Below are 25,745 nucleotides of genomic sequence, written 5' to 3' on the forward strand. Positions count from 1 at the left end.
GCCGCTGCTGCCAAGGGCAAACCAAGGGCATGAAGACACAGGACTTGGCACCGGGGATCATCGCGGGCGAGCGTCGGGCGCTGGCGCGGGCGATCACGCTGATCGAAAGCCGCCGGTCGGACCATCGGGTACGGGCCGTGGCGCTGCTGGATGATCTTGCGCAAGCCCGGGCGCAGGCGGGGGATCAAACCCGAGGACAGGCGCTGCGGATCGGGCTGTCGGGCACACCGGGGGTGGGCAAGTCGACATTCATCGAAACCTTTGGCATGGCGCTGTGCGATTCGGGGCTCAGGGTTGCGGTTCTGGCGGTCGACCCAAGCTCGGTCCGGTCGGGCGGTTCGATTCTGGGTGACAAGACCCGGATGGACCGGCTGGCCCGGCATCCCAATGCCTTTATCCGCCCCAGCCCCAGCCAGAGCGAACTTGGCGGTGTCGCGCGCCGCACGCGCGAGGCGATCACCCTGTGCGAGGCGGCAGGATTCGACGTGGTTCTGGTTGAAACCGTGGGTGTAGGCCAGTCGGAAACCATGGTGGCCGATATGACCGACCTGTTCATTCTGCTGCTTGCGCCTGCGGGGGGCGACGAATTGCAGGGGGTCAAACGTGGCATCATGGAAATCGCCGATATGATTCTGATCAACAAGGCCGATGGCGATCTGGCGGCGGTGGCGATGCGCACCTGTGCCGATTATGCCGGGGCATTGCGGCTGCTGCGCCGGCGCAGCTATGACCCCAAGGGGTATCCTCTGGCCATGACGGTGTCGGCGGTGACCGGAGACGGGCTGGAGACAGCATGGGAGAAGATGCAAGCGCTGGCCGATTGGCGGCGCACGCAGGGGCATTGGGACGCGCGGCGGCGCGATCAGGCGCGGCACTGGTTCGAAACCGAGGTGAGGCAGGGGTTGCTGGCCCGGTTGGCGGGCGATCCGGACGCGCGCACGGCCATGGCGCGGCTGGGCGATGCGGTGGCGGCGGGCGAACGCCCCCCGGCGGCGGCGGCCGAGGAAGTGCTCTCGTTGTTGTTCGGACGTGCGACGAAGCCGGATGAATCGCTTGACGCCCGCGCGCCCCGGACGTAAGAGCACGGGACGAAATTTACGGCATGGCCCCGGTCATGCCCGTGTGGAAGTGTCTGACGCCGGTTCTCGCGCGTCGTGACCGCAGATCGAGGATTAGACCCATGTCGCGACGTTGCGAACTGACCGGAAAAGGCCCGATGTCTGGCAACAATGTCAGCCATGCCAAAAACAGAACCCGCCGCCGGTTTCTGCCGAACCTGAACGAGGTTTCGCTGATGTCCGAGGCGCTGGGCCGTACATTCAGCCTGAAGATCTCGGCTGCCGCACTGCGGACGGTCGATCACCGTGGCGGGCTGGATGCGTATATGGCAAAGGCGAAAGACATTGAACTGTCGGCGGGCGCGCTGAAGATCAAGAAAGAAATCGCCAAGGCTCTGGCAGCCGCCTGATCCTTGCTGTTTCAAGTTGAATGGTCTCGCCCGTTGGCGGGGCCATTTGCGTTTTCGGATGATTGATTGGCGGGCGTTTTTGCCCCACATCGATTTCAGTGCGATCTCCAGCTTCTGACTTGATTCACAGGGGCGGGATCAGTTCACACGGGCGGGATCAGTCAACGTTGGCCGCAACCGCACGCCGCCTTGCGCGGCGCTCACGGAACAGCACGAACAGCCCGGTTGCCATGATCAACGATGCGCCGACCCAGGTCCATCCGTCAGGCACCTGCCCAAACACCACAAATCCATAGAACGTGCCCCAGATCATCAAGGAATATTGCATCGGCGCAAGAACGACCGACTGCCCGATCTCAAGCGCCTTGATCACCAGCACCTCGGCCACCGCGGCCAGCAAGGCAAGCCCGATCAGAAGGGCGATCTGCGTACCGCCGCTGGGCCAGATCCAGACAAAGGGCAGGGGCAGGGTCAGGGCGAAACTGCCCACCAACCCGGTATAGACCAGAGTTGTTTCGGTGCGGTCACCGGCCGCCAGCATGCGCGACACCACCTGACGCAACGCGAACAGACCGGCGGCGACCAACACCAGCAGCACAGCGGGGTGAATTGCCCCCGATCCGGGGCGGATCACGATCAACGTGCCGATAAACCCGACGATCACGGCACCCCAGCGGTATTTCCCCACCGGCTCCTTCAAAAACAGCGCACCCATGATCGTCACAAAGAACGGCGCTACAAAACTGACGGCAATGGCATCGGCGAGCGGAACATAACTGACTGCGATCACGAACAATGTGGCCGATCCCGCCGCCATCAATCCGCGCATGATCTGCATTTTGGGGTGTGCGGTGACCAGCACTTGCGGCCCGCGCAAGCCAAGCAGAACCGCCACGCCGATCAGCAGACCCAACTGCCGGAACCAGACGATCTGGATCGGGTGCAGGGTCGCGGTCAGGAATTTTGCCTGTGTATCGACGGCGGAGAACAGAAACATTCCCGCTGCCATAAAAAGCAGGCCGCGTGCATTGTTTACGGGGCGCTGAACGGTGCCGGAGGGCGCCGCAGTGACAGAGGTGATCGTTATGGGAAAGCTCCGGAAACGCGAAGGGGAAAGGCCGTGCCACAAGACGCCAGCGGAGCGGAAGTGTCAAATGATCGGGCACGGCGGTAAAGCGCTGTGCGAAAAGAGGCGGATCAATCGGCGTCAGGGGTCGCGTGAAACTTGCGGCCCCGACAATACGTTTGGAGAAACGGACCGCGCCCCGTCAGGCGGAGCGCGAAAGCTGGCTTAACCTGCATCCCGTGGTGATGGCAGTATCGGCTGCGCGATCAGGAGCAATACGCCTCGGCGGTGGTGCCGAACTGGTGGTATTTCTTCCAGAATTGATTGTCGCGGTCGGACTTGGAGACGCGAATCTCTTGTGCCTTGTGCGGATCCTTGAAGAATTTTGCGGCAAGTCTTTGATCGCGCCGGTCCAGAACCAGATCGGCCACCTGTTGAATACAGCCACAGGTGGAACGGTTGGCTGCCTTGCGGTCGGATTTCAGGCAAGCGCGTTCGATCGTCCCGGCCATGGCCGGAGCCGGTGTGAAAACGGCTGCGCCCACGGCGAGAGCCGCGACGGTGAGAATGATTTTCATGCCTTATGCCTCTTTTTGTGCCGGTACCCGCATGTTTACGGTGAAGTCGGCCTGCTGCTCATTGCTGCAGGGTGGCACTTTTCTTTGGTTTCGGCAAGGATTCGGTCGGCCCGTCTGGCAAACCACAGATCAAGACTCTGGCGCAGTGTCCCCGTCAAGGATCGCTGTGGGCCCGTCAAAGACCGCTCTGGGATAGTCGACACCGGTCAGATACAGCCCCTGGGGCGGCGACACAGGGCCACAGGCCGTGCGATCACAGGCGGCAAGCGCGGTGGCCACATCGCCCGGTGCCCATGCCCCGGCGCCGACCCGTTCCAGCGTTCCGACAATGCTGCGCACCTGATTGTGCAGGAAACTGCGCGCGGCCAGTTCAAAGGTGAACGCCTGCCCGCCCAGATATGTGGTTTCAGAAATCTCAAGCCGGTCCAGTGTCTTAAGCGGCGATGCCGATTGGCACATGGTGGCGCGGAAAGTGGTGAAATCGTGATGGCCGATCAGATGCACCGCGCCCGCCTGCATCGCCGACAGCGACAGTGGCGCGCGCACCTGCCAGGCCAGCCCGAGATCGTGCACAATGGGCGCGCGGCGGGCAATCAAGCGGAACGTATAGCGCCGCCCAAGCGCCGAGAATCGCGCGTGCCAGTTATCGGCCACCCGCACCACAGCAGTGATCGCCACCGGTGCGGGTTTCAGGTGATAATTCAACGCCTCGGCCAGACGAAAGGGCGGCCAGTCCCGTGCCAGATCGCAATGCGCCACCTGTCCGGTGGCATGCACCCCGGCATCCGTGCGCCCGGCGGCGGCAATGCCGGGGGCGCCCGGTTCAAGCCGTCTGAGCGCCGATTCGATAGACCCTTGCACGGTCGACAGGCCGATCTGCCGTTGCCAGCCAGAAAACGGCGCGCCGTTATATTCGATTTTCAGGGCAAAGCGAGGCATGGTGCGCCTTTAGCCTGTGCCGGAGGGCTTGGCAATTCTGCCGCGTCTGCACTGGAAGCGGCCGGGCCTGTCCCCTATGTTGTCGCGCACCGGGGCAGGAGACTGATTTGATCATCGGCGACATCGCAGACAGTTTGGGCCGAAGCGCCGAATCAATCGGGAGTACGGTCTCGGAGGCGTTCTTTGAGCCCGTGATCCGGCTGGGCGTCACGGGGCTGAGCCGGGCGGGCAAGACGGTTTTCATCACATCGCTTGTGGCCAACCTGATCAACCGAGGGCGGATGCCGCAACTCGTGGCGGCGGCCAACGGATCGATACGCACTGCATATCTGCAACCCCAGCCCGACGACACCCTGCCGCGTTTCGACTATGAAACCCATCTGGCCGCGCTGACCGGACTGACCCCCCGCTGGCCCGACAGCACCCGGGCGATATCCGAGTTGCGGCTGTCGCTGCGGGTGCAACCGACCGGGCTGATTGCCGGGCTGCGCGGGCCGCGCACGGTGCATCTGGATATCGTCGACTATCCGGGCGAATGGTTGCTGGACCTCTCGCTGCTCGACAAGAGCTTTGAGGCATGGTCGGCTGAAACTCTGACCCGTATCGCGCCGCGTGACATGGCGGCCGAGTATCTGGCGCTGGCGCGGGCGACAGATGGTGCGGCGCGGCTGGACGAACCCGTGGCAAAGGCGCTGGCCGACCGGTTCACCGCCTATCTGACGGCAGCGCGCGCGGCAGGGTTTTCCGACTGCACCCCGGGGCGGTTTCTTTTGCCCGGTGATCTGGCGGGGTCGCCGGTGCTGACCTTTGCCCCCTTGCCGCGCCCCGAAAAGGACAGCCGCGGCAGTCTCTGGCGCGAGATGGATCGCCGGTACGAGGCGTATAAGCGCAATGTCGTGAAACCGTTCTTTCGCGATCATTTTACCCGGATCGACCGGCAGGTGGTGCTGGTCGATGCCTTGGGCGCAATTCATGCAGGGCCGCAGGCCGTCGAGGATATGCGCCTTGCCATGGCCGATATCCTGTCGGCGTTCCGCCCCGGTCGCAACGCCTTCCTGACCCGGCTCTTGCTGGGCAAACGGGTTGAAAAGATCCTGTTCGCGGCAACCAAGGCGGACCATCTGCACCACACCCAACATCCCCGTCTGACCGCGATCATGCAGGCGCTGGTGGCGGATGCAAAATCCCGCGCCGATTATTCCGGGGCACAGACGGCGGCCATGTCGATTGCCGCCCTGCGCGCCACGACCGAAGACACGGTGCCCCACAACGGCGGGACGCTGGATGTGGTGCGCGGGCAGCTTTTGGAAACTGGGCGACGCGCGGCGTTTCATCCCGGGGAATTGCCGCAGGACCCAATGCATCTGTTGGGGCCGGCGCGGGGCGGGCAGGCGGATTGGCTGGGTCAGGACTATGCCGTGATGGCATTTGCACCGCAGCCGCTGACCCTGAAACCCGGCGAGGGGCCGCCGCATATCCGGCTGGACCGTGCGGCGCAGTTCCTGATCGGTGACCGGTTGTGAGCGCGTTTCCGGGCGTCAAAGCACCGTGTTCGGGGCAAATGCCGGAGCCTCCGGCGGGAGTATTTGAGACAAAGAAGAAGCCGATTTCTTTTAGAAAGGGCGCGCCTCATGGCTGAGCATTCAAAAGGCCCGGTTCTGATCGAGGACGAGGAAGGGGCGCCGGTTGTGACGCCTGATCTGGTGCCACCGGTGCCCGATGCGGTTGAGGGCGCGCCCAGCGGTCAAGCGATGCGCACGATGGCGGCATTGGCGGCGCGGCGTCCGTCGATTCTGTCACGCTGGTTCTGGCGGTTGCTGATCGCGGTGATCGGTTTCTTCCTGTCACTGGCCGCCTGGAATGTCGTGACGGGGCTGATTGCGTCGCATCCGCTGGTCGGAATGGCGGCGGCGGTTCTGGTCGGGGCCTTCGTTCTGGTGCTTTTGCTGATCGCGCTCAGGGAAGGTGCGGCATTGGCGCGGTTGCAACGTCTTGACGGTGTGCACAAGGCGGCTGATGCGGCGCGGGCGAACGGCGATCTGCGCGCGGCGCGCAGCGTGATCGACCGGCTGCTGGCACTTTATGCGGGCCGCGAAGAGCTTCGATGGGGCCGCGACCGGCTGACCGAACGGCGCGGCGACAGTTTCGATGCCGATGGTCTGTTCGATCTGGCCGAGGCCGAACTGATGGCGCCGCTGGACGCGCTGGCCCGGGCCGAGGTTGAAGCGGCGGCGCGGCAGGTGGCGATGGTGACCGCCCTTGTGCCGCTGGCGCTGGCGGATGTGGTCGCGGCGCTGAGCGCCAACATCAGGATGATCCGGCGGATCGCCGAAATCTATGGCGGGCGGGCGGGCACTCTGGGCGGCTGGCGTTTGACCCGCACTGTTCTGACCCATCTGGTGGCCACCGGTGCCGTGGCGGTGGGGGACGATCTGATCGGCAGTATGGCGGGCGGCGGGTTGTTGTCAAAAGTGTCGCGCCGTTTTGGCGAAGGTGTGGTGAACGGCGCTTTAACCGCGCGTGTGGGGGTGGCCGCCATCGAAGTGTGCCGCCCGCTGCCGTTCCATGGACAACGCCGTCCGTCGGTGTCGCGACTGGTCAGCCGAGCCCTGACCGGGGTGTTCCCCGGCTTTGACGCTGGCGACAAGCGCGACTGAAGGGCGGAACGGCAACCTCCCCATTGCATCCGAGCCAACGAGGGCGGGTGAGGCGCGCACCGTCGTACAAATTTTCAAATTTTTTTGAAACTTATCTGACTGACGCTTCGTGAGTGACGGTATCTTGAACAATTATTGTCAGAGGTCATCATGTCACATCTTGGTTCTTCCTTTCAGTCATACAACAGCTTTCTGGAGGGTGCCGACGCCTTCTATACTGCCGATCTTATCGCCCTGAACAGTTCGGGCGTCTCGGGCAATGTTCTGCTGGCCTTGCAGACAAACGAAGATGGCACTGGGTACATCAACGTCGCCGTGTCGGCCGAAGGTCTGGCGCCGGATCAGGTGCATATCCAGCACGTGCACGGATTGTTCGACGATCAGGGCAATCCCGCCAATTCTCAGACCCCGACAATCGCCAGCGATACGGACCGCGACGGTGTCGTCGAAGTTCTTGAGGGCCTTGCCAATTACGGCGATATCCTGCTGCCGATCCAGACACCGGGCGGCGTGTCGCCGATGGCGGATCAGCAGGGCGGTCTGGCCTTTGTCCAGAGTTTTGCGATCGAAGACGCGGCGAACTTCTTTAGCCCGGTCACCGGCAATGACTACTCATTCGACGATCTGATCGACGTTGCGCTGCGCGAATATGTGATCCATGGCCTGACGATTCCCGCAGGGCTTGGCAATGGCACGCCCGGCGAGGTCAATGGCGCTGGCGGATATATCCCGATCTTGCCCGCCGCAGCCGCGGAATTCGAGCAGGTCACCCAGGCGCAGGCTTTTGATATTCTGGCCCAGGCGACGCTGGATGCCCGCAGCACGACCTATCTGGACGGCTCTGACAACGTGCTGAACACCGGCGCGGGTGACGACGTTGTGTTTGCGGGACGCGGCAACGATCAGATTGACGGCGGCGGCGACAACGACGTGTTGTTTGGACAAGACGGCGACGATCTGCTGCGCGGCGGTTCGGGTGATGATACGCTGATCGGTGCCGAGGGCGCGGACACTCTGCGTGGTGGCGACGGCGATGACCGTCTTGACGGCGGCAACGGCGACGACCTGATCACCGCCGATGCTGGCGACGATCTTTTGCTGGGCCGCAATGGCGACGACATGCTGTTCGGTGCTGCGGGCGACGACGTGATTGCAGGCGGCGACGGTGCAGACCAGTTGAACGGCGGATCGGGCGACGACCTGCTGAACGGCGGATCGGGCAACGACGGTCTTTTGGGCGGTGATGGTGATGATACCATGCTGGGCGGCTCGGGCGACGATGCCATGTGGGGCGGCGACGGCGAAGACGTGATGGCTGGCGGAGCCGGCGATGACACGATGAACGGCAATGCCGGAGATGATATCCTCTCGGGCGGTGCTGGCGATGATTTCCTGCGCGGCGGTTCCGGTGACGATAAAATCGGTGGCGGCGCAGGCGATGACCTGTTGGTCGGCGGGACCGGTGATGACACGATGAACGGCGGCGACGGCGCCGACATCTTTGGCGGTCAGGGCGGCAACGACATACTGACCGGCGGTTTTGGCAACGACGAGTTCCATTTCGACGCGGGAACCGGGACCGACAGGATCACCGACTTTACCCAGGGCGAAGACGTGATTTCCTTCCTGAACAACGGTGCCGTGAGTTTTGCCAATTCGTCCACCAATGAGATGCGCGGAACCAGCGACCTCTCGACGCTCGACTTCGATACGATCATGTCGATCGATGAGCTGGACATGGCGAACGATCAGCAGGTCGTCTATCTGACCAGCACGATGGAGAACCTGTCATTGGTCACTGGTGCCTCTGTCGAGGCCTATATCGCCGCCTCTGACGGTCAGAACACGATGATCGCATATGATGACAACTGGTCGGACATTGAAGGTCGCGAGATCATTTCGGTGCTGACCGACTTCAATGCTCAGATGAGTGTCGCGGATTTTGACGTCTACTAATCCTTTCCAGCGCGACATCGCCCGCCCCGCATGCCGGGGCGGGCTTTTTCATGGGCGGGCAACGCGATCTGGACGTACCGGACGCAAGCGGGTAAGACGGGCCCGATATGAACCGGATACAGCACATCGGACTTCGAATTAGCCACCCGGCGCTCTGACCCTCAGGGTGGCCGGGATTTGCGTTTTCGACGCCCTCACCCTTTGCTGTCATTTCTCAAAATTGCAGGACCGTTCCGATGTGCTCTGATCAGCCCGTGACCGAAACCGACTATAAACATACGCTGCGCTTGCCGCAGACCGATTTTCCCATGCGTGCGGGACTGCCGGCGCGCGAACCTGCCTGGCTGGAGAGATGGGCGCGGATCGGTGTCTATGACCGGCTGCGCGACAAGACCGGGCGCGAAAGCTTTACGCTGCACGATGGCCCGCCCTATGCGAACGGCAACCTGCATATCGGTCACGCCCTGAACAAGATCCTCAAGGATATGGTCGTCCGTTCGCAGCAGATGATGGGGCGCGATGCCCGGTATATCCCCGGTTGGGATTGCCACGGTCTGCCCATCGAGTGGAAGATCGAAGAGAAATACCGCGCCAAGGGCCGCGACAAGGACGCCGTGCCGGTGATCGAATTCCGTCAGGAGTGTCGTGAATTTGCCGCCGGATGGGTCGATATCCAGCGCGAGGAGTTCAAACGGCTGGGGGTCACCGGCAACTGGGCCGATCCCTATCTGACGATGGATTTCCACGCCGAACGGGTGATTGCCGAGGAGTTTCAGAAGTTCCTGATGAACGGCACCCTGTATCAGGGCAGCAAGCCGGTGATGTGGTCGCCGGTCGAAAAGACCGCGCTGGCCGAGGCCGAAGTCGAGTATCACGACCGCCAGACCGATGCGATCTGGGTGCGATTTAAGGTGGCGTCGGGTGGCAATACCGTGTTTGCCGAAGGGCAGGATGACGATTTTGCCGAAGCGGATGCGGCCTTGCTGGCCGACGAGTTGCATAGCGCAAGTGTCGTGATCTGGACGACAACCCCTTGGACCATCCCGCAAAACCGCGCGATATGTTTTGGTCCCGCCATCGAATACGGGCTGTACGAAGTGATTGACCGCCCAGAGGAATGCTGGGCGCAGATCGGTGAACGTTTGCTTGTGGCAGATGCATTGGCCGAACAGGTGTTCGCCGCCGGGCGTCTGGATATGACGATGGTGCGGCGGGTGCGCGGCGTATCGGCGGGCGAATTGGCCGGCCTGCACTGTGCCCATCCCCTGCGCGGCTTGGACGGTGCAAAAGGCGAATGGGATTTCGACGTGCGGCTGTTCCGCGGCGATCATGTTACCGCCGATGCGGGCACGGGTTTCGTGCATACCGCGCCGTCGCACGGTGACGACGATTATATCATCGGGGTGCGCGAAGGCCTGCCGATGACCTTCAATATCCTCGATGACAGCTCGTTCCGCGAAGATCTGCCGTTCTTTGCCGGTCAGCAGGTGCTGAAACCCAACGGCAAACCCGGCGGCGCGAACAAGGCGGTGATCGAAAAGCTGAAGGAACCCGGCGCGCTGCTGGCGCTCAAGCGGATCACCCTGTCCGACGCCCATTCCTGGCGGTCAAAAGCGCCGGTGATCCGTCTGAACCGGCCCCAGTGGTTTGCCGCCATCGACCGCAATGTAGGCGACGGGCAGGATGAATTCGGCACCACGATCCGCCAGCGTGCCCTGACCAGCATCGATGAATTGGTGACCTGGACGCCAAGGACCGGGCGCAACCGGTTGTATTCGATGATGGAAGCGCGGCCCGATTGGGTTCTCAGCCGTCAGCGCGCCTGGGGCGTGCCGATGACTTGTTTCACCAAGATCGGCACAAAGCCGGACGATTCCGACTATCTGCTGCGAAATGACACAGTAAATGCACGGATTCTTGAAGCTTTCGAACAAGAAGGCGCGGATGCCTGGTATGCGACCGGCGCAAAAGAGCGGTTTCTTGCAGGAGTCGTCGATCCGGCTGAATACACCCAAGTGTTCGATATCCTTGATGTGTGGTTCGATTCTGGCTCGACCCACGCCTTTGTCCTGCGGGACCGTGCCGACGGATCGGAAGACGGGCTTGCGGATCTTTACCTTGAGGGGACGGACCAGCATCGCGGTTGGTTCCATTCGTCCATGCTTCAGGCCTGCGGCACCATCGGGCGCGCGCCATACCGCGGGGTGCTGACCCACGGGTTCACGCTGGATGCCAAGGGCATGAAGATGTCCAAATCCATCGGCAACACCATCGTTCCGGAAAAGATCGTGCAGCAATACGGCGCGGATATCCTGCGTCTCTGGGTGGCACAGACCGATTATACCAACGACCAGCGGATCGGGCCGGAGATCCTGAAGGGCACCTCCGACAGCTATCGCCGGTTGCGCAATACCATGCGGTTCCTGCTGGGCAATCTAAACGGGTATACCGATGCCGAACGGGTTGAACCCGCCGCCATGCCCGAGCTTGAGCGTTGGGTGCTGCACCGTATGGCCGAATTGGACGTTGTGGTGCGCGAAGGCTATGCCCGCTATGATTTTCAGGGCGTGTTTACGGCGGTGTTCACCTTCGCGACCGTCGATCTTTCAGCCGTCTATTTCGACATCCGCAAGGATGTTCTGTACTGCGATGGCCCGTCGGATCGGCGCAATGCGGCGCGCACTGTGCTGGACATGCTGTTTCACCGGCTGACCACTTGGCTGGCTCCGGTGCTGGTGTTTACGATGGAAGAAGTGTGGCTGGAGCGTTTCCCCGGCGATGACAGTTCTGTGCATCTGGTCGATTTCCCCGACACGCCGGACGCTTGGCGCGACGATGCGCTGGCCGCAAAATGGGCCGGTATTCGTCGGGCGCGTCGTGTGGTGACTGCGGCGCTCGAAGTGCAACGCCGTGACAAGACGATTGGCGCATCCCTTGAGGCAGCGCCGACGGTGTATGTCGCCGACCCCGACCTGATGGTGGCGCTTGAATCGGTTCCCTTCGATGACATCTGCATCACCTCGGACCTTGCGCTCAGCGCTGCAGCGGCCCCCGACGACGCCTTCCGCCTTCCCGAGGTTGAAGGGATCGCAGTGGTATTTGCCCTCGCCGGGGGTGAGAAATGTAATCGGTGCTGGAAAATCTTGCCGGACGTCGGTCATCACACCCATCCGGGTGTGTGCAAACGGTGCGATCAGGCGTTAAGCGCACTGTAGATATTCAGACAATCGGCGGTCATATTGGCCGCCGGTTGCCCGGCCGTGCATCACTTATCCAACATGCCAGACGATTGAGCGCGGATCCAATCGCGCCCCGAGTCGCGATCTGACGGGCGGTCAGTCCTTTTCGGGGATGATCTGCTGAATGATTCCAGCTGCGATGAGATAGACTGAAGTCAGCGCCAGCCCCCAATGGGCCCAGCTGTCAGGATCAAACCCGACCCAAGCCGCGCGTCCGGCAAAAAATGTCCAGGCCAGCGCGATCGGCAGGGTCAGCATGCGCCACCGCTCGGTGCGCACTGGGTGGACGAACTTCAGCGGCATGAACATCGCAATGGACAGAACGGCAACGAGCGCCAGAATTACCCAAAAATTCGGTGCCAGCGCGAACAGGACGATCACCACCATATTCCAGCAGCCGGGAAATCCGGAAAACGAATTATCTTTCGTTTTCATGCGTGTATCGGCAAAATAAATGACGCTGGTAAAGGTGATGACGATGATCGCGATCCAGCCTGTCCAGCCCGGCAACAGCCCCGATTTGAACAGCGCATAGGCCGGGATGAACACATAGGTCAGATAGTCGATGATCAGATCCATCAACACACCGTCATATTGCGGTGCGTTGGTTTTCACATCGTATTTACGGGCCAGCGGACCGTCGATGCCATCAACAAAAAAGGCGACCACCAGCCACAGGAACATGATGTCCCAATTCTCCTCGACCGCTGCGAGCATGGCAAGCATCGCCAGAACCGCGCCGGTGGCGGTCAGCAGGTGTACGGAGAGGGCGCGCAAAGCGGGAGTCATCGGTCTTTCATGACGTATTGCGGGCCGATGCGCAAACGGTTCAGCCGCGTGGATGGGCGCGGGCGTAAACCTCTAGCAACCGAACGGTGTCGACTGCGGTATAGGCCTGCGTGGTAGAAAGCGAAGCATGGCCCAACAGCTCCTGAATTGCGCGCAGATCACCGCCTGCGTCCAACAGATGGGTGGCAAAGCTGTGGCGCATGGCGTGGGGCGTTGCCGTAGCGGGCAGGCCGAGCTGCATCCGCGATTGCTCCATTGCCTTCTGGATACTGCGCGCGACCAGCGGTCCGCCGCGGATCGCCAGAAACAAAGGGCCCTTGGCGGTGATCGGATGCGGGCAGGCGGCGACATATTCGGCCACGGCGCGACGGGCAGCGGGCAGCACCGGCACCAGCCGTTCCTTGCCGCCCTTGCCGATGATGCGCAGACTGTCGGGCAGGGGCTGATCGGCGCCGCGCAGCCCCAGCGCCTCGGAGATCCGCAGCCCGCAGCCATAAAGCAGGGTGACTACCGCAACATCCCGCGCCGCAACCCAAGGATCGCGTGCCTGCAGTTCCACCGTGTCGATCATCGCCCGGGCTCCGTCGGTGGACAGGGGGCGGGGAAGTTTCCGGCGAAATTTCGGCGAACGTGTGGACAGAATCGCCGTGGGGTCGAACCCTTCGCGTTCGGACAGCCAGCGGGTAAAACTTTTGACCGCCGACAGGCTGCGTGCCAAGGAGCGGGGCTGAACACCGCGCCCACGCTCATGAGCCATCCAGGCGCGCATATCGGCAATCTTAAGCGTGCCGATGGTGCCAAGTCCGGTGCCCTGACCCAGATGCATCTGCAGGAACGACAGCCATCCCAGAACATCGGCGCGATAGGCGGTCAGCGTGTTGTCCGCCGCATCGTCAAGCGCGCCCAACCCATCAAGCCAGGTTTGCAACGCGTCACGGGCCGCGGGCGCGATCATGCCAGCCAGCGGCGCATGGAACGCTCGAACACTCCTGCGAAAAACCCCAGAAGATCAGTGCCTTGCAACTGTGTGAACATATGCGGATCTTCGGACCCGAGAACCAGCAATCCGGGCAGGCGGCCCTCGCCGAAATCCAGCGCAAGACAGGCCTCGGAACGCAGATCGGCAGCCACCGCGCCATAGATGCGCGGCGCGCCACCATCACAGCCGCGCAGAGTCACCCGGCGTTGCGGCACATTGCGCCCCTGCGTCACATATTCGCCGATGAAACCGGGCCGGGCCAGCGACAGAACATCGGACAGGCGGCGCAGGTCTGCGTCATCCTCGGCCAGATCGGTCTCCAGCACCAGCCGCAGGGCATCGACCCGCAGGATCGCGGCAACGTCAGTGCCCAGATCATGCAGAAACGTTTCGAAATCCACCGGATCCAGCATGCGCAGCACCGCACGGTGGATCTGGTTCGTGCCGGCCAGATTCTCATAGGCGGCGGCAATCACGCTGCGGTGGGTATCCTCAAGCCGGTCAAGCCGGGCTTCCAGCCGCCGCATCGCAATGCCGCGCAGATCGACCACGTTGTCGCCCAGCGTCTTGTCATTGGCGGCCACAAGGGCGCGCATCAGATCAAGATCTTCGAGAATCACATCGGGGTGTGAGATGATCCTGTTGCGCAGGTCATCCGCGATCACGGCGGTTTCGCCCATTCCAGCCTCATGGAAATTGTTCGATTTGTGACAGCCTAGCCGAATTATTGCTGGCCGGTCACGTTATTTTGCCAAATTATGGCAAGCTGAAGTAGGGACGCGGCGAATTTGCATCGCTGCGTCCCTGCCAAAATCACAGTTAGACGATCTTTTGTCCGGTCTTTGCCCAGTCGGCCATGAAGGCATCAAGCCCCTTGTCGGTCAGAACGTGGTTCGCCATCGCCTTGATCACGGCGGGCGGTGCGGTGGCCACATCGGCGCCGATCAGGGCCGCGTCGCGCATGTGGTTGGCGCTGCGGATCGACGCCGCAAGGATCTGGGTTTCAAAGCCATAGTTGTCATAGATCGTCCGGATGTCGCCGATCAACTCCATCCCGTCGATGTTCAGATCGTCAAGCCGGCCAATGAACGGCGAAATGAAGGTCGCACCGGCCTTGGCCGCCAAAAGCGCCTGATTTGCCGAGAAGCACAGGGTCACGTTGACCATGTTGCCTTCGCCGGAAAGCGTCTTGCACGCCTTCAGCCCGGCCCATGTCAGCGGCACCTTGATCGCGATGTTTTCGGCGATCTTGGCCAGTTCGCGGCCTTCGGCGATCATCCCGTCATAGTCCAGCGCGACGCATTCGGCACTGACCGGACCCGAGACGATATCGCAGATCTCTTTCGTCACTTCCTTGATGTCACGGCCTGATTTCAGGATCAGCGAGGGGTTTGTCGTGACCCCATCGGCCATGCCAAGATCGTTCAGTTCGCGGATCGCGTCCACATCGGCGGTGTCTATGAAGAATTTCATGTCTGTACCCCATTGGCAGGTGAGTTGAATTTGTCCCCTTGTTACCCCATTGGTGGGGGGGGCCGAAAGCCCAATGTCTTGGACAGTAACTGGAGCGCAAATGGATATGTCGATCTGGCTTACCCCGATTGGCCGTGTTGCGCTGACCACTATGGGTGTGTTGACGGCGACACAGCGCCCGCAGGCGGGTTGAGACGTTGGAGCAAGGGTATTTTGACGAAGGCGCGTTGATCGCCGTTTTGACGACCCAGCCGCTGGACCGGTGTCTGGATTACAAGGCGCCCGAGGGGGGCTGTCACCTTGGGGCCTTTGTCGAGGTGCCGTTGGGCCCGCGCAAGGTGATGGGTGTTGTCTGGGGGCCGGGCGAGGGGGGCTATGACCCTTCCAAGGTTCGTGGCGTGATCCGCGTGTTGGACGCCGCTCCGATGCGCGATGAAATGCACCAGTTCCTGCGCCGCGCCGCCGACTATACCCTGACTCCGCTGCCCGCGATGCTGCGGCTGGCCACGCGCAGCCCCGGACTGGGCGATCCGCCGGGGATGCGCACGGTGTACCGTCTGGGCGACAGCGAACCAGAGCGGATGACCGATGCCAGGGCCAAGGTGCTGGCCGTTCTTCGCGAATATGGCGGTTTGGCCTTCACCCTGTCGGAACTGGCCGAAAGTGCCGGAGTCACGTCGTCGGTCGTCAAGGGGCTGGTGAAACAGGGGGCGGTGTTGGAACAGGCCAGCCCGCGCGACACGCCCTATCCGCTTTTGGACCCCGACTTACCGGGTCTGACCCTGACCGAGGATCAGGCGGCGGGCGCGGCGATGCTGGCCGAGGCCGTGGCGGGGGGGACTTACGGCACCACCATGTTGCGCGGTGTCACCGGATCTGGAAAGACCGAGGTGTATCTGGAAGCGGTGGCCGCCTGTCTGCGTGCCGGACGGCAGGCTTTGGTGCTACTGCCGGAAATCGCGCTGACTGCCGAATTTCTCACCCGGGTTCAGGCGCGGTTTGGCGCGCAACCCGCCGAATGGCACAGCGGCGTGACGATGACCGAACGTCGTCGGTGTTGGCGGATGGTCGGCGAGGGCGGCGCGCAACTGGTCGTCGGCGCGCGCTCGGCGCTGTTCCTGCCCTTCCGCGATCTGGGGCTGATCGTTGTCGATGAAGAACACGATACATCCTATAAACAAGAGGACGGCGTGCTGTATAACGCGCGCGATATGTCCGTTTTGCGCGCCTCGCTCTGTTCGGCGCAGGTGGTTCTTGCATCGGCCACCCCGTCGCTTGAAACATGGGCCAATGTGCAGGCGGGGAAATACCGCCGTCTGGATCTGACCGCGCGGTTCGGCGTGGCGGTGATGCCCGAGATGCGCGCCATCGACATGCGGGCCGAGGAATTGCCCGGCGGCAAATGGGTGTCGCCCACCCTGCGTGATGCGGTGCGGGCGCGGCTGGCCTTGGGCGAACAATCACTGCTGTTCCTCAATCGCCGGGGCTATGCGCCGATCACGCTGTGTCGTGCCTGTGGGCATCAGATCGGCTGTGACCATTGCGATGCGCGGATGGTCGAGCACCGGTTTCAGAAACGGCTGGTCTGTCATCAGTGCGGCGAGACCAAGCCGATGCCGCTCACATGTCCGTCCTGCGAGGCCGAGGATCGCATGTCGCCGGTTGGCCCCGGTGTCGAACGTCTGGCCGAAGAGGCGACGGCGCTGTTCCCCGATGCGCGGATCGCCGTCCTGTCGTCCGATCTTTACGGCAGTGCGCGTGCCCTCAAGGCGCATATCGAATCCATCGCCAAGGGCGAGGCGGATATCATCGTCGGCACGCAACTGGTGGCCAAGGGGCACAATTTTCCGTTGCTGACGCTGGTCGGTGTCATCGATTCGGATCTGGGGTTGCAGGGGTCCGACCTGCGCGCCGCCGAACGGACGTTCCAACTGATGCGACAGGTGGCCGGGCGGGCAGGGCGCGCTGAACGTCCGGGCACCGCCATGCTCCAGACGTTTCAACCCGAACATCCGGTGATCCGCGCGATTCTGGCGGGCGACGAAGACAGGTTCTGGGCCGCCGAAGCATCAGAGCGGCAGGCGGCTGGCGTGCCGCCCTATGGAAGGATGGCGGGGATCATCCTGTCATCGCCGAATGTGCAGGAGGTGTTCGACGTCGCCTCAGAAATGGCCCGGCGCGATGGCCCATTGCGCGCCGTCAACGCCCAGCTTTACGGCCCTGCCCCCGCGCCCATTGCCCGTATTCGCGGCCGCCATAGGGTGCGCCTGCTGGTCAAGGCCGACAAGGGTGTGGCGTTGCAAGCCGCGCTGACGCAATGGGTGGCGCAGTTTCGCTTGCCCGCCAGTCTGCGCCTGTCCATCGACATCGATCCGCAAAGCTTTCTCTGAAACCGGGTGGCCGCGCCGATGAGCGCCGCCATTTGTGATCGGTCAGCGATCTGGAAACCTGCCAGACATGCGCCTATATTGCTGCCATCCCCGAAAGGAGTTCCGTCCATGTCCCTCTTCCAGAGAAAAAAATCCGAGATGGTGGCGCAATCCGACGCCTTGGCAGGTCGTACCACCGCCATCCCCACGGCCGCGACGCATTTTGTCTTTGACCGTCCGCTGAGCACAGATATTCCGCCGGGGCACGAGGTTGTCATATTCGGCATGGGCTGTTTCTGGGGGGTCGAGCGGATTTTCTGGAAACTGCCGGGCTTGTATCTGACGATGGTTGGCTATGCAGGCGGTTACACCCCGAACCCGACTTACGAAGAGGTCTGCTCGGGCAAGACCGGCCATAACGAGGTGGTGCGCGTGGTGTTTGACCCCGCCGAGATCTCATTTGAAGCCCTGCTCAGGGTGTTCTGGGAAGGGCACGACCCGACGCAGGGGATGGCTCAGGGCAATGACCGGGGCACGCAGTACCGTTCTGGCATTTATACGTTTTCCGATGAACAGGCCCGCGCAGCCGAGCAAAGCCGCATCGAATTTCAAAACAACCTCGCCGAGGCGGGCTTTGGCGCGATCACCACTGAAATCCAGGCCGCGCCTTCGTTCTTTTTCGCGGAGGATTATCATCAGCAGTATCTGGCCAAGAACCCCGGCGGATATTGCGGTATCGGCGGCACCGGCGTGACCTGCGCCATTGGCACCGGGGTTAGTCCAGCCGCGTGATGGGCGGGCGCGTGCCGCGCGTTTGCGCGAAACGCGCTCGTGCGCGTTGCGGTGGGGGCGCCTGTCGCCTATAGCGCGACAAACCCCTGCCGGAGCCACACCATGCCCACATTCACAGCCCTGACCACCCTTGCCGACGGCGAGAACGCCAACCGCATGGCCGAGGCCATGGAAGACATGGACCCCGCGCCCGAGGGCGTTGGCGTGTTTGAGATGGAAGACGGTTCGGGTCTGTGGGAGGTCGGGGGCTATTTCACCGCGCCACCCGACGACATCGTGCTGTCACTCTTGGCGGCTGCCTGGGATGCGCGGCCCTTTGCGATCAGCGAACTGCCGGAGACTGATTGGGTGGCGAAGGTGCGCCGCGAGCTGGTGCCGGTCGAAGCAGGCCGGTTCTTTGTCTATGGCGGCCACGACACCGACCTTTTGCCCGCGGGCCGGATCGGATTGTTGATCGAGGCGGCGATGGCCTTTGGCACCGGGCACCACGGCACCACACTGGGCTGCTTGCGCGCGCTGGACCGGCTGATCGATGCAGGTTTCGTGGCGCACAACACCGTAGATATCGGTTGTGGAACGGCGGTTCTGGCGATGGCTGCGGCGCATGTCTGGCCCGATCCGGTTATGGCCAGCGACATTGATCCGGTGGCAGTCGAAGTGGCGGCGGCAAATGTCGCGGTCAATGGTCTGACCGGCCGCGTCGACTGTATCGAGGCGACAGGGTTCGATCACCCTGTATTGCGGGACAGGGCGCCATTCGATCTGGTGTTTGCCAATATCCTGAAGGGTCCGCTGATCGAATTGGCGCCGTCGATGGCGCGTGCGATGGCTGGCGGAGGATATGCGATCCTGTCGGGATTGCTTAACGCGCAGGCTGAATCGATCATCCAGGTCTATGACGAAAATGGTTTCGCCTTGGCTCATCGCGAAGAAATCGGCGATTGGACAACGCTGACCTTGAAAAAGCGGCAATGAAACCAGAAAAAATACGAATTTCGCCACAATTGGCCGCATTTGCCTTATTCACGCCACAATCTGGCAGGAATAAGGCAGGGTCGGTGGGGGCCGAACACAGAATACGAGACACAGCCATGTCGAATGCCGCAGCCGAATTTTCCGTCGATATCCGCATGATCAACCGTCGCATTGCCGATCTGGCCGGTGTTGTCTTGACGACGGACGGCGACGTGCTGCGGTCGACCAGCAGCGTGGTCCGCAGCCTGTGGGCGTTTGTAGGTGCGATGTTTGCGCTGATTGTCTGCAAAGCTGGTCTGATCGCCTACATCGGTATGACGGGTTATTCGGCGGCTGTGGCGATGCTGGCCGATGGTACACTGGTTGAGCGTTTGGGCGCTTTCATGATGCAGGCGGGCGGTTTTTCTTCCATTCTGGCGCAACTGATCCGGATAATCGTCGGCTGATCGCACCCATTTTTTTCGATCTACCGCCAATAGGCCGCCCCGATAAGACCGGGGCGGCTTTTGTCGTTCTTGCAGTGCCCTGTGGGTATTTGATTCTGTTGCTGATGTGGCAGGCGGCGTGGTTAAGAAACGGAGTTATGTTTCCGAAACCGAGACGATGGTAGGGTTTTCAAAGAATTGATTTTGTGAAAATCGAGAATACGTCAATTCAAAGAAGGATTTCGGCAAATTTGATGATAATGTGTGCGCGTGACACATTTCAAACACAATCCGGGCAATAATGGGTCTTGTCGGTGGGGGCCGATATAGGATTGAGACACTGCCATGTCTGCCACATCTACGTCTTCCTTTGCCCTGCGCAGCAAACGCATCGTCCGTAACAACCGCGCCATCGCGCGTGGTGCGGAATTGCAGTTGGACCAATACGGCTTGTTGACGGTGCGGCCGCGTCGGTTGCAGATGCGCGGCCTTCCGTTCCGCGGATTGCTTCTGATTGCCATGCTGGTGTTCGGCGCAAAAGCGATGATGCTGGCTCAGGCCGGGCCGACTTCATACGATGCGCGTATTGAGCGACTGGCAGCGGGTGGCGCGTTGGAACAGGCGGGCGCTTGGGTGTTGCAGAAAGATCGCGTGTCTTTGGCCGTCGGCGATTATCTACGCACGTTGATCAACTGATCGTCAGATCCGCTACGCGCCGGGCTGTTGTCCGTGACCGGGGCGCGGACAACGCAAAAGGCCGCGCCGGTTGTCCCCGGTGCGGCCTTTTTACATTCGGTCAGATTTGTACTCTGTCGGAACGAACTACAGACGATAGATGTCGCCGCGCGACAGGCCGATATCGTCAAGTTCGCGGTCCGTCAGACGGTCCAGCGATTTGCGGGTCAAACGGGTGTTGTTCCAAGCGGAAAACGCCGCAATGGGGCGCAGTGCAAGTGCGGTGATCCGGCCGGACAGGCCAAGGGCGGATGGAGCGGTGTCGAGAGCGAACATTTTGTGAGGTGCCTTTAAGCGAATTCATGTGTCTGTGTACCGGTCAACTAGGCAGGATCGGCAGGGCGGGCAACTGGCTGCGAATGCATGCCCGGCATGCGCGGGCGGCATGGCGCACGCGACCTTTGCCGCCGGATCGAAGGGCGGTCCGGAAGTGTCGCAAACCCAATGGAAACAGGCTGTTTGCAACTCTTTTCAGAGGCTCTGCGATCCTTTCGCCAACCATTGCACAATGCATTTCGGGTGGCGGGTGTTCGCCTTTCGTGCTAGCGGTTGCGGAAAAGCAACAGGGCAGGGGTGAAATATGCGCGTGATTGGAATTGATCCGGGATTGCGGACCATGGGCTGGGGTGTGATCGATGTGGATGGATCGCGCCTGCGCCATGTCGCCAATGGTCATTGCACGACGGTGGCGGGTAATCTGCCTGACCGGTTGATGGCGCTGTTCGATCAACTGAGCGAAGTTATGATACTGCATGCCCCGGATACCGCTGCGGTCGAACAGACTTTTGTGAACAAGGACGGCGCAGGCACGCTGAAGCTGGGTCAGGCCCGCGCCATCGCGCTTCTCGTGCCCGCCCGTGCGGGGCTGGATGTCGGGGAGTACGCGCCGAACACCGTGAAAAAAACTGTCGTGGGCGTTGGTCACGCGGCCAAGGCACAGGTTGAGCATATGGTCCGGATGCAGCTTCCCGGGGTGAAGATATTCGGTCCCGATGCCGCCGATGCTCTGGCGATCGCGATCTGTCATGCGTTTCACCGCCAGACCGGTGACCGGCTGGCTGCGGCAGTGGCGGGGGCGATGCGATGATCGGGCGAATTGCCGGGCGGATCGAATACCGGGGCACCGATCATGTTCTGATCGATGTGCGCGGTGTCGGATATGTCGTTCATGTATCCAGCCGCACTCTCATGTCGCTGCCTGCCACTGGGCAGGCGACTGCGTTGTTCACCGACCTGCAGGTGCGCGAGGATCTGTTGCAACTGTTCGGATTCCTGACTCTGGCGGAGAAAGAATGGCACCGGCTGCTGATGACCGTTCAAGGGATCGGGGCCAAGGCATCCATGGGGATTCTGGGCACATTGGGCCCCGACGGGATTGGCCGGGCGATCGCGCTGGGCGATATGGCGGCAGTACGTGCGGCGCCCGGGGTTGGCACAAAGATCGCCCAGCGTCTGGTGAATGAGTTGAAGGACAAGGCGCCTGCATTGATGGCCATGGGGGGCGCCGCAGCGGCAACCCCTGCCGCGCCCGAGGATCTGGACGACGACGGATTGATTGTCGCCTCTGTACCCCCGTCCGCACCCGCCGAAGCTCCGGCAGGTATGGCCCAGGCCGAGGCGCTGTCGGCGCTGACCAACCTTGGCTATGCTCCGTCCGAGGCTGCCGGTGCGGTGGCCGAGGCGGCGGGGGATGATCCGAAGGCGACGACGCCCACTCTGATCCGCGCCGCACTGCGCCTGCTGGCACCAAAGGGATAATTCATGGACCGCCCCGATACCAGTACGCACCCCGACCCAAGCTTGCGCCCGGACCGCCTCCCTGAGGATGCAGACCGCGCACTGCGACCGCAGAATCTTGGTGAATTCATCGGTCAGGCCGAGGCCCGTGCGAATCTGCGGGTGTTTATCGAAAGCGCCAAAATGCGCGGTCAGGCCATGGATCACGCATTGTTTCACGGGCCACCCGGCTTGGGCAAGACCACGCTGGCGCAGATCATTGCGCGCGAGCTGGGGGTGAATTTCCGCATGACCAGCGGCCCGGTTCTGGGGCGGCCCGGCGATCTGGCAGCGATCCTTACCAACCTTGAGGCGCGAGATGTCCTGTTCATCGACGAAATCCACCGCCTGAATCCGGTGGTCGAAGAGGTGCTGTATCCCGCGCTTGAGGATTTCGAACTGGATCTTGTGATTGGCGAGGGTCCGGCGGCGCGCACGGTGCGGATCGAATTGCAGCCCTTCACATTGGTCGGGGCCACCACGCGGCTGGGTCTGCTGACCACGCCATTGCGCGACCGGTTCGGGATTCCGGTTCGCTTGCAATTCTATACGGTCGAGGAATTGCACCAGATCGTCACCCGGGGGGCGCGCTTGCTGGGGATTAGCGCAGAACCCGAAGGCGCGTTGGAGATCGCCCGCCGTGCCCGTGGCACACCGCGTATCGCTGGCCGGTTGTTGCGCCGCGTGGTCGATTTCGCGCTGGTCGAGGGTGACGGCACGTTGACCCGCAAGCTTGCCGATTCCGCGCTGGGTCGGTTGGGCGTCGATCATCTGGGGCTGGACGGCGCCGACCGGCGATATCTGTCCCTGATCGCCGATGCGTTTCAGGGCGGTCCGGTGGGAGTCGAAACCCTGTCGGCAGCCCTGTCCGAAAGCCGCGATGCGCTGGAGGAAGTGATCGAGCCGTTCCTTTTGCAGCAGGGCCTGATTCAGCGCACCCCCCGGGGCCGGATGCTGGCGCAGAAAGCCTGGGCGCATCTGGGCCTGCCGATGCCCCGTGCGGCAGGGCAGGCAAGCCTGTTCTCCGAAGATTAAGCCTTGCTGCAGACACCCTTTAGGACTGATTTCAAAATGACGGACCGCACCACGCCCGATCCCGCTTGACCCATCCTGTCCGTCTGGTATCTGCTTGTCGCGCGGGCCTGTAGCTCAACTGGTTAGAGCAGAGCGCTCATAACGCTTTGGTTGCGGGTTCAAGTCCTGCCGGGCCTACCATATTTTCAGTGACTTGGCTGAAACCGCGGATATCAACACAGGGTCGCAGAGCGCAAACACCTGCGACGATGTAGATTCAGCATTTGCGCCACGACACAGTCCGAAAACCCGCAAGCCGTTGCGCAGACGTAACCAGAACAACTCGACATATTGTCGTGGCGCTTTCAAAATTCCCCCGAAATAAGGTCGAGACAGCCGTTGCAGTCTGATTTCCGGCATTGATCGAAAATCGAATATCTTTCGAAGGGCGATCAGCCAATTTGCGACATCGGCTGACCAAACCACAGTAGCGGCGCGCGGTGTTGCTGAGGTGTGGCTTGCCCATTTCCCGACTCACGTCACGCAAACAATCGCGGCCGTGCCACGCAGGAGGGGGGACCAGCGTGTTAGGCGGCGCGTCCCCTAGACCTTATCCAAGCCGCGTCGTAGTTCTCATCTTATGATGCAATCTGCTGTCGCCGGGTTTGGCCTGGGGCTTTCCCTTATTTTGGCTATCGGTGCACAGAACGCCTTTGTTCTGCGGCAGGGACTGCGTGGTGCGCATGTCTTTGCCGTCTGTCTGACCTGTGCGCTGTCCGATGCCGTGCTGATCGTTGCCGGTGTGGCGGGGTTCGGCTGGCTGGTGACGGCGGCACCCTGGCTTGCACCTGCGATGCGCTATGCGGGGGCGGCGTTTCTTCTGGTCTATGGCGGTCTGGCCTTCCGGTCGGCCTGGCGGGGTGGCGATGGTTTGCAGCCCAATGCCGTGGCCGACGCTGCGGGATCGCTGAAGGGCGCGCTGTTGACCTGTCTCGCGTTGACCTGGCTGAATCCGCATGTGTATCTGGATACCGTCGTGCTGCTTGGTACTGTCGCGGCGCAATGGCAGCCATGGCCGTTTGGCGCGGGGGCGGTTCTGGCGTCTTTCGTGTTCTTCTTTTCGTTGGGCTATGGTGCGCGATTGCTCCGGCCGGTGTTCGCAAGGCCCGGGGCATGGCGGGTTTTGGAGTTCGGGATTGGCGTGATCATGTGGGCGCTGGCATTGGGATTGGTGATCGCATGAAGGGTCCGATAGCGGGCGTACTCTGGATGGTGGTGACCGGGCTGCTGTTTGTCGGAGTGACGGCGGTGGTCAAACATCTGGGCAACCGGATTCCGGCGGCCGAGGCGGCGTTCCTGCGCTATGCTTTGGGAACCGTGTTTTTGCTGCCGATGATCGGGGCGGTGCGCGCCGCGCGTCTGGACCGGCGGGCCTTGACGCTGTTCGGGGTGCGCGGCGTGGTTCACACTGGCGGGGTGATCCTGTGGTTCTTTGCCATGACGCAGATCCCCCTGGCCGAGGTGACGGCGATGAACTACCTCACGCCGATCTATATCACCCTCGGCGCGGCGCTGTTTCTGGGTGAAAAGCTGGCCCTGCGGCGGCTTTTGGCGGTGGCGGCTGGGCTGGTCGGGGCGCTGATCATCCTGCGCCCGGGCGTGCGTGCGATAGACCCCGGCCATGTCGCCATGCTGTTCAACGGCGTTCTGTTCGCCGCGTCCTATCTGATTGCCAAGATCATGGCAGACCGGGTGGCACCGACGGTGGTGGTGGCGATGTTGTCGATCACGGTAACGGTCGGGCTGGCACCCTTTGCCGCGATGGTCTGGGTCACGCCGACAATGATCGAACTGGCCTGGCTGTTTCTGGTCGCCATTCTGGCCACCTCGGGACATTTCACCATGACACTGGCGTTCCGCGCGGCCCCCGTCGCGCTGACGCAACCGGTGACCTTCCTGCAACTGGTCTGGGCCACGACTCTGGGCTGGTTTGCCTTTGGCGAACCTGTCGACGGCTGGGTGATCTTCGGCGGTTGCCTGATCCTGGCATCGGTCAGCTTTATCGCCTGGCGCGAGGCGGTGCTAAAGCGCCGCGCAAACCGTCTGGCGGTGGATCATCCCTGACGTGGCTTGGATTGGAGCGCCGGGGTTTTTTGAAGTTGCGGTCCGGTAGAGTTGTGGCAGTGTCGCGTCATGCGGAGTTGGGAGCCTTGGTAACCAAATTGCTGTCATGCCGCGAAGGGCGGCTTCCACGCCAGTGGCAAAAACCTTAAACAACTGCTTGGGTTTGGAACGGGGCTTTGGGTGGCGCAGACCAAGGCGGTTGGTGAATGTCTCAGAAAAGGAGCGTTTTTGGTGGATTCTGTGGATATTGTGAATGGCCGGGTTGATGTAGGTTTCTCGGACGCCCCGCGCGACGTTTGAGTGACGCGGGACGTTGCCTGGCGTCGGAGAAGCGCTCAAGCGGGAAATCGCGGGGTTGGGCTTGGTGGGTGGTTTGTTGCTATGGGGATTG

Annotated in this window: 24 protein-coding genes and 1 tRNA gene; 17 read left to right on the forward strand and 8 right to left on the reverse strand. The window is 62.0% G+C overall.

Annotated elements, in window-relative coordinates; genetic code table 11:
- The first annotated feature begins 29 nt into the window (after nt 1-29).
- The gene (gene meaB, locus FQ320_RS05810; protein WP_148470640.1) at nt 30-1,079 is read left to right on the forward strand and encodes a methylmalonyl Co-A mutase-associated GTPase MeaB; all 1,050 of its coding nucleotides are present in this window, start codon (nt 30-32) and stop codon (nt 1,077-1,079) included.
- A gap of 101 nt (nt 1,080-1,180) precedes the next feature.
- Nucleotides 1,181-1,468: a 50S ribosomal protein L28 gene (rpmB, locus tag FQ320_RS05815; RefSeq protein WP_148470641.1), complete on the forward strand. Its 288-nt coding sequence runs from the start codon at nt 1,181-1,183 to the stop codon at nt 1,466-1,468.
- Nucleotides 1,469-1,625: 157 nt separating this feature from the next.
- Here rpmB and FQ320_RS05820 read toward each other — a convergent pair whose 3' ends face one another.
- The 3 genes from FQ320_RS05820 to truA form a co-directional block, all read right to left on the reverse strand.
- The gene (locus FQ320_RS05820) at nt 1,626-2,597 is read right to left on the reverse strand and encodes a DMT family transporter (protein WP_370513022.1); all 972 of its coding nucleotides are present in this window, start codon (nt 2,595-2,597) and stop codon (nt 1,626-1,628) included.
- 203 nt (nt 2,598-2,800) lie between these two features.
- Nucleotides 2,801-3,112, reverse strand: a complete 312-nt coding sequence (locus FQ320_RS05825; RefSeq protein WP_148470643.1) for a hypothetical protein — start codon at nt 3,110-3,112, stop codon at nt 2,801-2,803.
- 129 nt (nt 3,113-3,241) lie between these two features.
- Nucleotides 3,242-4,051: a tRNA pseudouridine(38-40) synthase TruA gene (gene truA / locus FQ320_RS05830; RefSeq protein WP_148470644.1), complete on the reverse strand. Its 810-nt coding sequence runs from the start codon at nt 4,049-4,051 to the stop codon at nt 3,242-3,244.
- 107 nt (nt 4,052-4,158) lie between these two features.
- Between truA and FQ320_RS05835 the strand changes: the two genes are divergently transcribed.
- From FQ320_RS05835 to ileS, 4 genes are all read left to right on the forward strand, one after another.
- Nucleotides 4,159-5,574, forward strand: a complete 1,416-nt coding sequence (locus tag FQ320_RS05835; protein WP_148470645.1) for a YcjX family protein — start codon at nt 4,159-4,161, stop codon at nt 5,572-5,574.
- Nucleotides 5,575-5,682: 108 nt separating this feature from the next.
- Nucleotides 5,683-6,708 carry a YcjF family protein gene (locus tag FQ320_RS05840; protein WP_148470646.1) on the forward strand — a complete coding sequence of 342 codons (1,026 nt, stop codon included), beginning with the start codon at nt 5,683-5,685 and terminating at the stop codon, nt 6,706-6,708.
- Between the two features lie 150 nt (nt 6,709-6,858).
- Nucleotides 6,859-8,664 (forward strand): calcium-binding protein, encoded by a 1,806-nt coding sequence (locus FQ320_RS05845; protein ID WP_148470647.1) that lies wholly within the window; start codon nt 6,859-6,861, stop codon nt 8,662-8,664.
- A 236-nt stretch (nt 8,665-8,900) separates the two neighbouring features.
- Nucleotides 8,901-11,879: an isoleucine--tRNA ligase gene (gene ileS, locus FQ320_RS05850; protein WP_148470648.1), complete on the forward strand. Its 2,979-nt coding sequence runs from the start codon at nt 8,901-8,903 to the stop codon at nt 11,877-11,879.
- A gap of 120 nt (nt 11,880-11,999) precedes the next feature.
- On the opposite strand, the gene FQ320_RS05855 is transcribed toward ileS, so the two are convergent.
- The 4 genes from FQ320_RS05855 to fsa all read right to left on the reverse strand — a co-directional run bounded on the left by FQ320_RS05855 (nt 12,000) and on the right by fsa (nt 15,144).
- Nucleotides 12,000-12,692 carry a phosphatidylcholine/phosphatidylserine synthase gene (locus FQ320_RS05855; protein ID WP_148470649.1) on the reverse strand — a complete coding sequence of 231 codons (693 nt, stop codon included), beginning with the start codon at nt 12,690-12,692 and terminating at the stop codon, nt 12,000-12,002.
- A 40-nt stretch (nt 12,693-12,732) separates the two neighbouring features.
- The gene (locus FQ320_RS05860) at nt 12,733-13,647 is read right to left on the reverse strand and encodes a tyrosine recombinase XerC (protein ID WP_148470650.1); all 915 of its coding nucleotides are present in this window, start codon (nt 13,645-13,647) and stop codon (nt 12,733-12,735) included.
- Nucleotides 13,644-14,351, reverse strand: coding sequence for a DUF484 family protein (locus FQ320_RS05865; RefSeq protein ID WP_148470651.1), 708 nt, complete (start codon nt 14,349-14,351; stop codon nt 13,644-13,646). The genes FQ320_RS05860 and FQ320_RS05865 overlap by 4 nt, the downstream gene beginning before the upstream one ends.
- A gap of 139 nt (nt 14,352-14,490) precedes the next feature.
- Nucleotides 14,491-15,144, reverse strand: a complete 654-nt coding sequence (fsa, locus tag FQ320_RS05870) for a fructose-6-phosphate aldolase (RefSeq protein ID WP_148470652.1) — start codon at nt 15,142-15,144, stop codon at nt 14,491-14,493.
- 197 nt (nt 15,145-15,341) lie between these two features.
- Here fsa and FQ320_RS05875 point away from each other — a divergent pair, with 197 nt between their 5' ends.
- The 5 genes from FQ320_RS05875 to FQ320_RS05895 all read left to right on the forward strand — a co-directional run bounded on the left by FQ320_RS05875 (nt 15,342) and on the right by FQ320_RS05895 (nt 20,401).
- On the forward strand, nt 15,342-17,534 hold the full coding sequence (locus FQ320_RS05875) for a primosomal protein N' (RefSeq protein ID WP_148470653.1): 2,193 nt from the start codon (nt 15,342-15,344) through the stop codon (nt 17,532-17,534).
- Between the two features lie 108 nt (nt 17,535-17,642).
- A complete protein-coding gene (gene msrA, locus FQ320_RS05880) occupies nt 17,643-18,305 on the forward strand; it encodes a peptide-methionine (S)-S-oxide reductase MsrA (RefSeq protein WP_148470654.1) in 663 nt (220 codons plus the stop codon).
- A 102-nt stretch (nt 18,306-18,407) separates the two neighbouring features.
- A complete protein-coding gene (locus tag FQ320_RS05885; protein ID WP_148470655.1) occupies nt 18,408-19,280 on the forward strand; it encodes a 50S ribosomal protein L11 methyltransferase in 873 nt (290 codons plus the stop codon).
- 116 nt (nt 19,281-19,396) lie between these two features.
- Nucleotides 19,397-19,726, forward strand: a complete 330-nt coding sequence (locus FQ320_RS05890; RefSeq protein ID WP_148470656.1) for a hypothetical protein — start codon at nt 19,397-19,399, stop codon at nt 19,724-19,726.
- A gap of 324 nt (nt 19,727-20,050) precedes the next feature.
- The gene (locus FQ320_RS05895) at nt 20,051-20,401 is read left to right on the forward strand and encodes a hypothetical protein (protein ID WP_148470657.1); all 351 of its coding nucleotides are present in this window, start codon (nt 20,051-20,053) and stop codon (nt 20,399-20,401) included.
- Nucleotides 20,402-20,527: 126 nt separating this feature from the next.
- Here FQ320_RS05895 and FQ320_RS05900 read toward each other — a convergent pair whose 3' ends face one another.
- The gene (locus FQ320_RS05900; protein ID WP_148470658.1) at nt 20,528-20,716 is read right to left on the reverse strand and encodes a DUF1127 domain-containing protein; all 189 of its coding nucleotides are present in this window, start codon (nt 20,714-20,716) and stop codon (nt 20,528-20,530) included.
- Nucleotides 20,717-21,020: 304 nt separating this feature from the next.
- Between FQ320_RS05900 and ruvC the strand changes: the two genes are divergently transcribed.
- The 6 genes from ruvC (at nt 21,021) to FQ320_RS05930 (ending at nt 25,354) form a co-directional block, all read left to right on the forward strand.
- Nucleotides 21,021-21,527, forward strand: coding sequence for a crossover junction endodeoxyribonuclease RuvC (ruvC, locus tag FQ320_RS05905; RefSeq protein WP_148470659.1), 507 nt, complete (start codon nt 21,021-21,023; stop codon nt 21,525-21,527).
- Nucleotides 21,524-22,198, forward strand: coding sequence for a Holliday junction branch migration protein RuvA (ruvA, locus tag FQ320_RS05910; RefSeq protein ID WP_148470660.1), 675 nt, complete (start codon nt 21,524-21,526; stop codon nt 22,196-22,198). The genes ruvC and ruvA overlap by 4 nt, the downstream gene beginning before the upstream one ends.
- 3 nt (nt 22,199-22,201) lie before the next feature.
- Entirely contained in the window at nt 22,202-23,251 is a 1,050-nt protein-coding gene (gene ruvB / locus FQ320_RS05915) for a Holliday junction branch migration DNA helicase RuvB (RefSeq protein ID WP_148470661.1), read from the forward strand.
- A gap of 103 nt (nt 23,252-23,354) precedes the next feature.
- A tRNA-Ile gene (locus FQ320_RS05920) sits at nt 23,355-23,431 on the forward strand.
- Between the two features lie 442 nt (nt 23,432-23,873).
- The gene (locus FQ320_RS05925; RefSeq protein ID WP_148470723.1) at nt 23,874-24,473 is read left to right on the forward strand and encodes a LysE/ArgO family amino acid transporter; all 600 of its coding nucleotides are present in this window, start codon (nt 23,874-23,876) and stop codon (nt 24,471-24,473) included.
- Nucleotides 24,470-25,354 carry a DMT family transporter gene (locus FQ320_RS05930; protein WP_255509380.1) on the forward strand — a complete coding sequence of 295 codons (885 nt, stop codon included), beginning with the start codon at nt 24,470-24,472 and terminating at the stop codon, nt 25,352-25,354. Before FQ320_RS05925 ends, FQ320_RS05930 begins: the two co-directional genes overlap by 4 nt.
- Nucleotides 25,355-25,745: the final 391 nt, after the last annotated feature.

It is taken from the genome of Oceaniovalibus sp. ACAM 378 (genome assembly GCF_008085915.1).
Classification (GTDB): Bacteria; Pseudomonadota; Alphaproteobacteria; order Rhodobacterales; family Rhodobacteraceae; genus Oceaniglobus.

What these genes read in the sequence shown, in the direction of transcription:
- FQ320_RS05825 (WP_148470643.1), bottom strand. Translation starts at nt 3,112, where the DNA reads ATGAAAATCATTCTCACCGTCGCGGCTCTCGCCGTGGGCGCAGCCGTT.
- FQ320_RS05865 (WP_148470651.1), bottom strand. Translation starts at nt 14,351, where the DNA reads ATGGGCGAAACCGCCGTGATCGCGGATGACCTGCGCAACAGGATCATC.
- FQ320_RS05895 (WP_148470657.1), top strand. Translation starts at nt 20,051, where the DNA reads ATGTCTGCCACATCTACGTCTTCCTTTGCCCTGCGCAGCAAACGCATC.
- FQ320_RS05855 (WP_148470649.1), bottom strand. Translation starts at nt 12,692, where the DNA reads ATGACTCCCGCTTTGCGCGCCCTCTCCGTACACCTGCTGACCGCCACC.
- FQ320_RS05860 (WP_148470650.1), bottom strand. Translation starts at nt 13,647, where the DNA reads ATGATCGCGCCCGCGGCCCGTGACGCGTTGCAAACCTGGCTTGATGGG.
- truA (WP_148470644.1), bottom strand. Translation starts at nt 4,051, where the DNA reads ATGCCTCGCTTTGCCCTGAAAATCGAATATAACGGCGCGCCGTTTTCT.
- FQ320_RS05925 (WP_148470723.1), top strand. Translation starts at nt 23,874, where the DNA reads ATGCAATCTGCTGTCGCCGGGTTTGGCCTGGGGCTTTCCCTTATTTTG.
- msrA (WP_148470654.1), top strand. Translation starts at nt 17,643, where the DNA reads ATGTCCCTCTTCCAGAGAAAAAAATCCGAGATGGTGGCGCAATCCGAC.
- FQ320_RS05845 (WP_148470647.1), top strand. Translation starts at nt 6,859, where the DNA reads ATGTCACATCTTGGTTCTTCCTTTCAGTCATACAACAGCTTTCTGGAG.
- ruvC (WP_148470659.1), top strand. Translation starts at nt 21,021, where the DNA reads ATGCGCGTGATTGGAATTGATCCGGGATTGCGGACCATGGGCTGGGGT.
- meaB (WP_148470640.1), top strand. Translation starts at nt 30, where the DNA reads ATGAAGACACAGGACTTGGCACCGGGGATCATCGCGGGCGAGCGTCGG.
- ruvB (WP_148470661.1), top strand. Translation starts at nt 22,202, where the DNA reads ATGGACCGCCCCGATACCAGTACGCACCCCGACCCAAGCTTGCGCCCG.
- ruvA (WP_148470660.1), top strand. Translation starts at nt 21,524, where the DNA reads ATGATCGGGCGAATTGCCGGGCGGATCGAATACCGGGGCACCGATCAT.
- FQ320_RS05840 (WP_148470646.1), top strand. Translation starts at nt 5,683, where the DNA reads ATGGCTGAGCATTCAAAAGGCCCGGTTCTGATCGAGGACGAGGAAGGG.
- FQ320_RS05930 (WP_255509380.1), top strand. Translation starts at nt 24,470, where the DNA reads ATGAAGGGTCCGATAGCGGGCGTACTCTGGATGGTGGTGACCGGGCTG.
- fsa (WP_148470652.1), bottom strand. Translation starts at nt 15,144, where the DNA reads ATGAAATTCTTCATAGACACCGCCGATGTGGACGCGATCCGCGAACTG.
- FQ320_RS05890 (WP_148470656.1), top strand. Translation starts at nt 19,397, where the DNA reads ATGTCGAATGCCGCAGCCGAATTTTCCGTCGATATCCGCATGATCAAC.
- FQ320_RS05900 (WP_148470658.1), bottom strand. Translation starts at nt 20,716, where the DNA reads ATGTTCGCTCTCGACACCGCTCCATCCGCCCTTGGCCTGTCCGGCCGG.
- FQ320_RS05885 (WP_148470655.1), top strand. Translation starts at nt 18,408, where the DNA reads ATGCCCACATTCACAGCCCTGACCACCCTTGCCGACGGCGAGAACGCC.
- ileS (WP_148470648.1), top strand. Translation starts at nt 8,901, where the DNA reads ATGTGCTCTGATCAGCCCGTGACCGAAACCGACTATAAACATACGCTG.
- rpmB (WP_148470641.1), top strand. Translation starts at nt 1,181, where the DNA reads ATGTCGCGACGTTGCGAACTGACCGGAAAAGGCCCGATGTCTGGCAAC.